This is a genomic window from Pseudomonas tehranensis (assembly GCF_014268615.1).
Lineage (GTDB): Bacteria > Pseudomonadota > Gammaproteobacteria > Pseudomonadales > Pseudomonadaceae > Aquipseudomonas > Aquipseudomonas tehranensis.
In genome coordinates this window covers 1-8138 of the sequence record NZ_JABWQV010000227.1, presented here as the reverse complement: position 1 = coordinate 8138, position 8138 = coordinate 1, and the positions used below count along the sequence as shown (strand labels likewise).

8 protein-coding genes are annotated in these 8138 nt (G+C 61.9%); 6 read left to right on the top strand and 2 right to left on the bottom strand.

The window, feature by feature from the left end; translation table 11 throughout:
• Window positions 1-104: 104 nt before the first annotated feature.
• Window positions 105-1064 (bottom strand): GlxA family transcriptional regulator, encoded by a 960-nt coding sequence (locus HU811_RS22360; protein WP_092400716.1) that lies wholly within the window; start codon window positions 1062-1064, stop codon window positions 105-107.
• A gap of 168 nt (window positions 1065-1232) precedes the next feature.
• Between HU811_RS22360 and choX the strand changes: the two genes are divergently transcribed.
• The 6 genes from choX to HU811_RS22330 all read left to right on the top strand — a co-directional run bounded on the left by choX (window position 1233) and on the right by HU811_RS22330 (window position 6714).
• The gene (choX, locus tag HU811_RS22355; protein WP_092400713.1) at window positions 1233-2177 is read left to right on the top strand and encodes a choline ABC transporter substrate-binding protein; all 945 of its coding nucleotides are present in this window, start codon (window positions 1233-1235) and stop codon (window positions 2175-2177) included.
• A gap of 72 nt (window positions 2178-2249) precedes the next feature.
• Window positions 2250-3137 (top strand): 3-dehydrocarnitine:acetyl-CoA trimethylamine transferase CdhC, encoded by an 888-nt coding sequence (gene cdhC, locus HU811_RS22350; RefSeq protein ID WP_092400710.1) that lies wholly within the window; start codon window positions 2250-2252, stop codon window positions 3135-3137.
• 179 nt (window positions 3138-3316) lie between these two features.
• Window positions 3317-4282 carry an L-carnitine dehydrogenase gene (locus tag HU811_RS22345; protein WP_092400707.1) on the top strand — a complete coding sequence of 322 codons (966 nt, stop codon included), beginning with the start codon at window positions 3317-3319 and terminating at the stop codon, window positions 4280-4282.
• Window positions 4283-4409: 127 nt separating this feature from the next.
• Entirely contained in the window at window positions 4410-4886 is a 477-nt protein-coding gene (locus tag HU811_RS22340) for a thioesterase family protein (protein ID WP_092455738.1), read from the top strand.
• A gap of 21 nt (window positions 4887-4907) precedes the next feature.
• Window positions 4908-6071, top strand: coding sequence for a gamma-butyrobetaine dioxygenase (locus tag HU811_RS22335; RefSeq protein WP_186658141.1), 1164 nt, complete (start codon window positions 4908-4910; stop codon window positions 6069-6071).
• Between the two features lie 379 nt (window positions 6072-6450).
• Complete coding sequence (locus HU811_RS22330) at window positions 6451-6714, top strand: hypothetical protein (protein ID WP_186658138.1); 264 nt, start codon at window positions 6451-6453, stop codon at window positions 6712-6714.
• 94 nt (window positions 6715-6808) lie between these two features.
• Here the strand turns inward: HU811_RS22330 and gbdR are convergent, their stop codons facing one another.
• Entirely contained in the window at window positions 6809-7912 is a 1104-nt protein-coding gene (gene gbdR / locus HU811_RS22325; RefSeq protein ID WP_092403477.1) for a choline metabolism transcriptional regulator GbdR, read from the bottom strand.
• Between the last annotated feature and the right edge of the window lie 226 nt (window positions 7913-8138).

Below are 8138 nucleotides of genomic sequence, written 5' to 3'. Positions count from 1 at the left end.
AGCGGGAGCAAGCTCCCTCGCCACAGGTGTAGGCAAGCGTTTATACCCAATTATGGCGACAGGTATAATTTATAGTCGCGAGGATAATTGAGTATAAAAGCCCGTCAGACCACCTCCCGCCCATCCCCTTGGCGCCGCCGATCTTCCCGTGGGCACCGTTCAAACCTCGCTCGATAACTGCGAGTGAAATACGACGGTGACTCGAAACCGCAGGCGATGCTCACTTCCAGCACACTCATGTCGGTCTGGCGCAACAGTTGCCGGGCCTTTTCCAGGCGCAGGCGCAGGTAGAAGTTGCTGGGAGTGTCGTTCAGGTGCAGGCGGAACAGGCGTTCGAGCTGGCGGCGGGTGACGTTGATGGATTCGGCCAGGGCCAGGGTGCTCAGAGGCGGTTCACTGTGGGTTTCCATCTCACCGATGACGTGCACCAGTTTCTTGTTGCGCACACCATAGCGGCTGGCAATTTCCATGCGCTGGTGGTCTTTGCGCGGACGGATGCGGCCGAGCACGAATTGTTCGCTGACCTCGATCGCCAGTTGCGGGCCATGGGCCTGGCCGATCAGGTCCAGCATCAGGTCGATGGACGCGGTACCGCCAGCGCAGGTGATGCGCCGGCGGTCAATTTCGAACAGTTCCTGGGTCACACTCAGCTGTGGATAAGATTCCTTGAACGCCTCGATCGCTTCCCAGTGCAGGGTTACGCGATGCCCCTCCAGCAGCCCCGCCTCGGCCAGGACCACGCTGCCGGTGTCGATACCACCCAGGGTTACGCCCTCGCTGTCCAGCCGATGCAGCCAGCGCTCTAACGCTGGGGTCACGAACTTGAGCGGTTCGAACCCCGCCACCACCCAGAGGGTCGCGCCTTTCTTCAATGGCTCCAACGCGGCATCGGCGTTGACCGACATGCCATTGCTTGCCAGCACCGCCCCGCCATCGGCGCTCAACACATGCCAGCGGTACAACTCACCGCGAAAACGGTTGGCGACCCGCAATGGTTCGATGGCCGAAATGAAACCGATGGCCGAAAAACCCGGCATCAACAAGAAGTAGAAATCCTGGGACATGTAGCGCACTCGGTTGGCGGGTAGCGTGCGGTCCTTGATACGCCACAGGTCGCCGCAGTGCAAGAGCGAGTCGCCGCTGTGCGTTTTGCCGGCGGGCTGGCTGCGTAACTTGGCATCACCGGCGCACAGATGCCGGAACCCATAACAAAGACTGCCGAGGAACCCGACATGAAACGACTGATCAGCTCCTGCGTTCTTGCACTCAGCACTACCACCTTCCTGAGTTCCGCTGCGATGGCGGCCGATCCCGCCGCGTGCCAGAACGTGCGCCTGGGTGTGGTCAACTGGACCGATGTCATCGCCACCAGCGCCATGACCCAAGTGTTGCTCGACGGCCTCGGCTACAAGACCAAACAGACCAGCGCCTCCCAGCAAATCATTTTCGCCGGCATCCGCGACCAGCGTCTGGACATGTTCCTGGGCTATTGGAACCCACTGATGACCCAGACCATCACCCCGTTCGTCGAGGCCAAACAGGTCAAGGTCCTGGAGCAACCCAGCCTCAAGGACGCCCGCGCCACCCTGGCCGTGCCGACTTATCTGGCCGACAAGGGCCTGAAGACTTTCGCTGACATCGCCAAATTCGAGAAAGAACTGGGCGGCAAAATCTACGGTATCGAGCCTGGCTCCGGCGCCAATACCCAGATCAAGGCGATGATCAGCAAGAACCAGTTCGGCCTGGGCAAGTTCCAGTTGGTGGAGTCCAGCGAGGCCGGCATGCTCGCGGCGGTGGACCGCGCCGTGCGGCGCAAGGAAGCCGTGGTGTTCTTCGGCTGGGCGCCGCACCCGATGAACGTCAACGTGCAAATGACCTACCTCACCGGCAGCGAAGACGCCCTCGGCCCGAACGAAGGCATGGCCACCGTCTGGACCGTCACCGCGCCGGACTACGCGCAAAAATGCCCGAACGTCAGCCGCCTGCTGAGCAACCTGACGTTCACCGCCGAAGACGAGAGCCGGATGATGCAGCCACTGCTGGATCACAAGGACCCGCTCGAATCGGCCAAGCAATGGCTCAAGGATAATCCGCAAGACAAGCAACGCTGGCTCGAAGGCGTCACCACCTTCGATGGCAAGCCTGCCGCCGACAACCTGAAACTGACCAGCAACTGAACCAACGCCATCCATCTGCGCAGCGCCAATCGGCTGCGCAGTGACTCATCACGCCTGTAAGGAACCTGCACCATGAACCACGACGTCATCATCACCTGCGCACTCACCGGTGCTGGCGACACGACCGCCAAAAGCCCACACGTGCCGGTCACCCCGAAACAGATCGCCGCAGCCGCCGTCGAGGCCGCCAAAGCCGGCGCCACGGTGGTCCACTGCCACGTTCGCGATCCGCAGACCGGCAAGTTCAGCCGTGACGTGGCGCTGTACCGCGAAGTGATGGAGCGCATCCGAGAGGCGGACGTGGATATCATCGTCAACCTCACCGCCGGCATGGGCGGCGATCTGGAGATCGGCAGTGGCGAAAATCCCATGGAGTTCGGCCCCAATACCGACCTGGTGGGCCCGCTGACCCGCCTGGCCCACGTCGAGGAGTTGCTGCCGGAAATCTGCACTCTGGATTGCGGCACCCTGAACTTCGGAGATGGCGACACCATTTACGTTTCCACCCCGGCGCAACTGCGGGCCGGGGCCAAGCGCATCACCGAACTGGGGGTCAAGGCCGAGCTGGAGATCTTCGACACCGGCCACCTGTGGTTCGCCAAGCAGATGATCAAGGAAGGCCTGTTGGACAACCCGCTGTTCCAGCTTTGCCTGGGCATCCCGTGGGGGGCGCCGGCCGACACCACCACCATGAAAGCCATGGTCGACAACTTGCCGGCGGACGCCGTGTGGGCCGGCTTCGGCATCGGCCGCATGCAAATGCCGATGGCGGCCCAGGCCGTGCTGCTGGGGGGCAACGTGCGGGTCGGCCTGGAAGACAACCTGTGGCTGGACAAAGGCGTGCTTGCCACCAACGGCCAACTGGTGGAGCGCGCCAGCGAAATCCTCAGCCGCCTCGGCGCCCGCGTGCTCACCCCGGCTGAGGGGCGCAAGAAGATGGGTCTGACTCAGCGCGGCTAAACCGAACCTGCACTTGGATCTGTTGTGAATGCAGATTCATGTACGCCACAGAACCATTGTGGGAGCGGGCTTGCTCGCGAAGACGGCATTCCTTTCGAAGGAAATCCATCGGATGTACCGGCCTCTTCGCGAGCAAGCCCGCTCCCACAGGGATTACCTAACTGTTGGGAAAAATCACCATGAGTTTCATCACCGACATCAAGACCTTCGCCGCCCTGGGCAGTGGTGTAATCGGCAGCGGCTGGGTCAGTCGCGCCCTGGCCCATGGCCTGGACGTTGTGGCCTGGGACCCGGCGCCAGGTGCCGAGGCAGCGCTGCGCAAACGCGTGGCCAACGCTTGGGGCGCACTGGAGAAACAAGGCCTGGCACCCGGCGCCTCCCAGGATCGGCTGCGCTTTGTCGCGACCATCGAAGAATGCGTGCGCGACGCCGATTTCATCCAGGAAAGTGCCCCCGAGCGCCTGGAGTTGAAGCTCGAGCTACACGGCCAGATCAGCGCCGCCGCCAAGCCCAACGCGCTGATTGGTTCCAGCACGTCGGGGCTACTGCCGAGCGAGTTCTATGCAGGCTCCACCCACCCGGAACGCTGCGTGGTCGGACACCCGTTCAACCCGGTCTACCTGTTGCCGCTGGTGGAAGTCGTCGGCGGCAAAGACACCGCACCCGAAGCGGTACAGGCCGCAATGCAAGTGTACGAATCCCTCGGTATGCGCCCCTTGCACGTGCGCAAGGAAGTCCCCGGATTCATCGCCGACCGACTGCTCGAAGCGCTCTGGCGCGAGGCGCTGCACCTGGTCAACGACGGCGTGGCCACCACGGGGGAAATCGACGATGCCATCCGGTTTGGCGCCGGCTTGCGCTGGTCGTTCATGGGCACGTTCCTGACGTACACACTGGCCGGTGGCGATGCCGGAATGCGCCACTTCATGGCTCAATTCGGTCCCGCTTTGCAGTTGCCGTGGACCTACCTACCGGCACCGGAGCTGACCGACAAGCTGATCGACGATGTGGTGGACGGCACGAGCGCGCAACTGGGCAGCCACAGCATTTCTGCCCTGGAGCGCTATCGTGATGATTGCCTGCTGGCGGTGCTGGAGGCGGTGAAGACCACCAAGGCCAGGCATGGCATGACCTTCACCGAATAACCCCTTGTGGGAGCGGGCTTGCTCGCGAAGAGGCCAGTACATCCGCCAAACATTCTGCGGTAGATACACCGTCTTCGCGAGCAAGCCCGCTCCCACATGAACCTCATCCTTAAGCTGGATCTTGCTCATGCCCACCCTCACCACCTACCAAACCCGCATCCTCCCCGAATGGGTCGATTACAACGGCCATCTGCGCGATGCCTTTTACCTGTTGATCTTCAGCTACGCCACCGACGCCCTGATGGATCAGCTGGGGATGGACAGCCAGAACCGCGAAGCCAGCGGCCACTCGCTGTTCACCCTCGAACTGCACTTGAACTACCTGCACGAAGTGAAGCTCGACGCCCAGGTCGAGGTGCGCACACAGATCATCGGCCACGACGCCAAACGCCTGCATCTCTACCACAGCCTGCACCTGGTCGGCGGCGATAAGGAACTGGCCGGCAACGAGCAGATGCTGCTGCACGTCGACCTGGCCGGCCCGCGCTCGGCGCCCTTCACCGAACAGACCCTGGGCAAGCTCAAAGCCCTGCTCACGGAACAATCCGACCTGTCGCCGCCGGCCTACATCGGTCGGGTCATCGCATTGCCACCGGCCCGATAAAACCCCGAACAGGAGATCGCCATGAACACCGCCGCCGCTTTTGCCGACTTCCGTCGTTACCCCCTGATCTGTGCATTGACCGCAGTGACACCCTTGACCGACCGGGTACAGGTTACCTGGGCCGACGGTCGGATCAGTCCCTTCCATCATCAGTGGCTGCGGGACAACTGCCCCTGCCCGCAATGCGTCTACACCGTGACCCGCGAGCAGGTGTTGGAAATCGTCGATGTACCTGAAGATCTGGCGCCCGGCGCGACCCGTTTGGACAGTGATGGCTGCCTGTGCGTGGAATGGCAGGACGGCCACCTAAGCCGCTTCGACCCGGGCTGGCTGCGCGCCCATGCCTACGATGACCAGTCCAGAACTGAACGTCTGGCGAGCAAGCCCAAGCGCCAGCTCTGGCAGCACGACCTGCAACTGCCGGTGTTTGATTACCAGACGCTGATGGACGACACCGCTACGTTGCTGCAATGGTTGCTGGCGGTGCGCGACATCGGCCTGACCCAAGTGCGCGGCGTACCCACCGAACCCGGTTCGCTGAAACTGATCGCCCAGCAGATTTCGTTCATCCGCCAGAGCAACTTCGGCGTGCTGTTCAACGTGCAATCCAAGGCCGATGCCGACAGTAACGCCTACACCGCTTTCAACCTGCCGCTGCACAGCGACCTCCCCACCCGGGAGCTGCAACCAGGACTGCAGTTCCTGCATTGCCTGGTGAATGACGCCGACGGCGGCGAGAGCATATTTGTCGACGGTTTTGCCATCGCCGAGGCGCTGCGCCAGGAAGACCCCGAGGCCTTTGCCGCGCTGTGTGAAATCCCGGTGGAATTTCGCAACAAGGACCGCCACAGCGATTACCGCTGCCTGGCGCCCATCATCGCGCTGGATGCCCTGGGACAGGTCTCGGAAATCCGCATGGCGAACTTCCTGCGCGGGCCGTTCGACACCTCGGTCGAACAGATGCCCAGGTTGTATCGCGCCTACCGCCGCTTCATCGCCCTGACCCGCGAGCCGCAATTTCGCTTGATGCAAAGGCTTGAACCCGGTCAGTTGTGGTGTTTCGACAACCGCCGCACCCTGCACGCCCGCAATGCCTTCGACCCGGCCACTGGAGCCCGGCACTTCCAGGGATGCTATGTGGATCGCGATGAGTTGTTGTCGCGGATTCTGGTGTTGCAACGGTAGACCGCGTCATCGTTCATCGCGAGCAGGCTCGCTCCCACAGGGGTTCTGTGCCGATCACAAAACCTGTGGGAGCGAGCCTGCTCGCGATAGCGGCCTGCCAAACACCCCATCACCCTCTGATTCTCCCAGGCAAAAAAATCCCCGATCAAGCCGTGACTGGATCGGGGCAGTTGCGTTACTGGAGGAGCTGTTGCGCGAGGGTGACCAAACCGTCGTGATTCAGCTTGGGGCCAGTGTGCCCAGTCCAAGCCTGGGCAAGTTAGCCGAAAACGACGCCCCCATAGTCATTCATGACATCGCGACCATTTGCCCTTGCCGCCGCTTCGACCGGCTACCAGAATCGAGTCACGACCCCAATCCCTGAACAAGGAAAAGCGTCATGATGCACGCCGATTTGATCGACCAGGAAGACCTGTTGGGCCAGCTCAAGGCCCTGGGCCTCCAGATACCCAGCGGTTCCACCGCCGAACAGGCTTGCGAGTGTGCGGTGCGCGGGCTGGACACGGCCCGCGCCAATGAGTTGCGCATGATGGTCAGGAATATGTACACCAGCAGCGCCACCATCCTGCCCGCCGTGCGCCGGGCGATTGATCTGCAGCTGCTGCCGGCTTTGGCCGAGTATCAGAAAAACCAGAACGCCTGAAAAACCAATCGCGAGCAGGCTCGCTCCCACAGGTTTTGTGATCGGCACAGAACCCCTGTGGGAGCGAGCCTGCTCGCGATGAAGGCGCCGCGGTCTAGAGCCTCACACTGGCAAACGTCGACTCATTACGCGCCTGGCTCAACGCCGACAACGGGCCGGACAATGGCGACAGCACCAGGGCCTGTGGCAGCGGCATCATCGCCACCTGCTGCGCGGTGTTGGAGCCGACGCGCTCGTCGCGCGGTGGAATGCCGAAGTATTCGCGGTAGCACTTGGAGAAGTGCGGCGTGGAGACGAAACCGCACACCGACGCCACTTCGATGATCGACATCGGCGTCTGCTTGAGCAGTTGCCGCGCCCGGATCAGCCGCAGCTTGAGGTAATAGCGTGACGGCGAGCAATGCAGGTATTTCTGGAACAAGCGCTCCAACTGGCGCCGGGAGACGGCGACGTACACCGCCAGTTCGTCCAGGTCGATCGGCTCTTCGAGATTGGCTTCCATCAGCGCGACGATTTCCTGCAACTTCGGCTGATTGGTGCCAAGCATGTGCTTGAGTGGCACGCGCTGGTGATCCTGCTCGTTGCGAATGCGCTCATAGACAAACATTTCGGAGATCGCTGCCGACAACTCGCGGCCGTGATCGCGGCTGATCAGGTGCAGCATCATGTCCAGTGGCGCCGTGCCGCCGGAACTGGTGAAGCGGTTGCGGTCGAGGGTGAACAGACGGGTGCTCATCGATACCCGCGGAAAGGCTTCCTGCATTGCCGCCAGACATTCCCAGTGCACACTGCAATCGAAGCCATCGAGCAGACCCGCGCAGGCCAAGGCCCAACTGCCGGTGCAGACCGCGCCGAGGCGCCGGGACTGACGGGCCTGGCTTTGCAGCCATGACACGTGTTCACGGGTGACGGTGCGCTGAATGCCAACGCCGCCACACACAATGACGGTATCGATAGGCGGCGCTTTGTGCATGGCCGCGTCCGGCGTGATTTGTAAACCATCACTGGCCCAGACCTGGCCGCCATCAACGGTGAGGGTGGTCCAGCGATACAGCTCGCGACCGGACAGCTGGTTGGCCATGCGCAGCGGCTCCACCGCGGACGCCAGGGAAATGAGCGTGAAATTGTCCAGCAGCAAAAAGCCGATGGATTGAGGCGCACGGTTCTGGGATTGAGCCCCTGGGTTGGACGTCGTCATCGCGGTATCTCCTCACACAAAGCAAGTGATGGCCTCAGGCGGAGGCTCTTTTTATTGGTTGTTGCCCTTGGTCTCTACACAGCAGACGGGCTTTACATCGATAGAGCAATTGCCATGCCTAAATTGAATGCGTGTTCAATAAATCCTGAAAACGACATCGCGGCCAGTCTGAATAAGGCACGCGATGAGTGTGGGTTATAGGTGCCATCAGTGGCGGCAGGGGGCC

Excerpts from the sequence above, each read along its gene's own strand:
- HU811_RS22330 (WP_186658138.1), top strand. The coding sequence starts at position 6,451 with ATGATGCACGCCGATTTGATCGACCAGGAAGACCTGTTGGGCCAGCTC.
- cdhC (WP_092400710.1), top strand. The coding sequence starts at position 2,250 with ATGAACCACGACGTCATCATCACCTGCGCACTCACCGGTGCTGGCGAC.
- HU811_RS22340 (WP_092455738.1), top strand. The coding sequence starts at position 4,410 with ATGCCCACCCTCACCACCTACCAAACCCGCATCCTCCCCGAATGGGTC.
- HU811_RS22335 (WP_186658141.1), top strand. The coding sequence starts at position 4,908 with ATGAACACCGCCGCCGCTTTTGCCGACTTCCGTCGTTACCCCCTGATC.
- HU811_RS22345 (WP_092400707.1), top strand. The coding sequence starts at position 3,317 with ATGAGTTTCATCACCGACATCAAGACCTTCGCCGCCCTGGGCAGTGGT.
- choX (WP_092400713.1), top strand. The coding sequence starts at position 1,233 with ATGAAACGACTGATCAGCTCCTGCGTTCTTGCACTCAGCACTACCACC.
- gbdR (WP_092403477.1), bottom strand. The coding sequence starts at position 7,912 with ATGACGACGTCCAACCCAGGGGCTCAATCCCAGAACCGTGCGCCTCAA.
- HU811_RS22360 (WP_092400716.1), bottom strand. The coding sequence starts at position 1,064 with ATGTCCCAGGATTTCTACTTCTTGTTGATGCCGGGTTTTTCGGCCATC.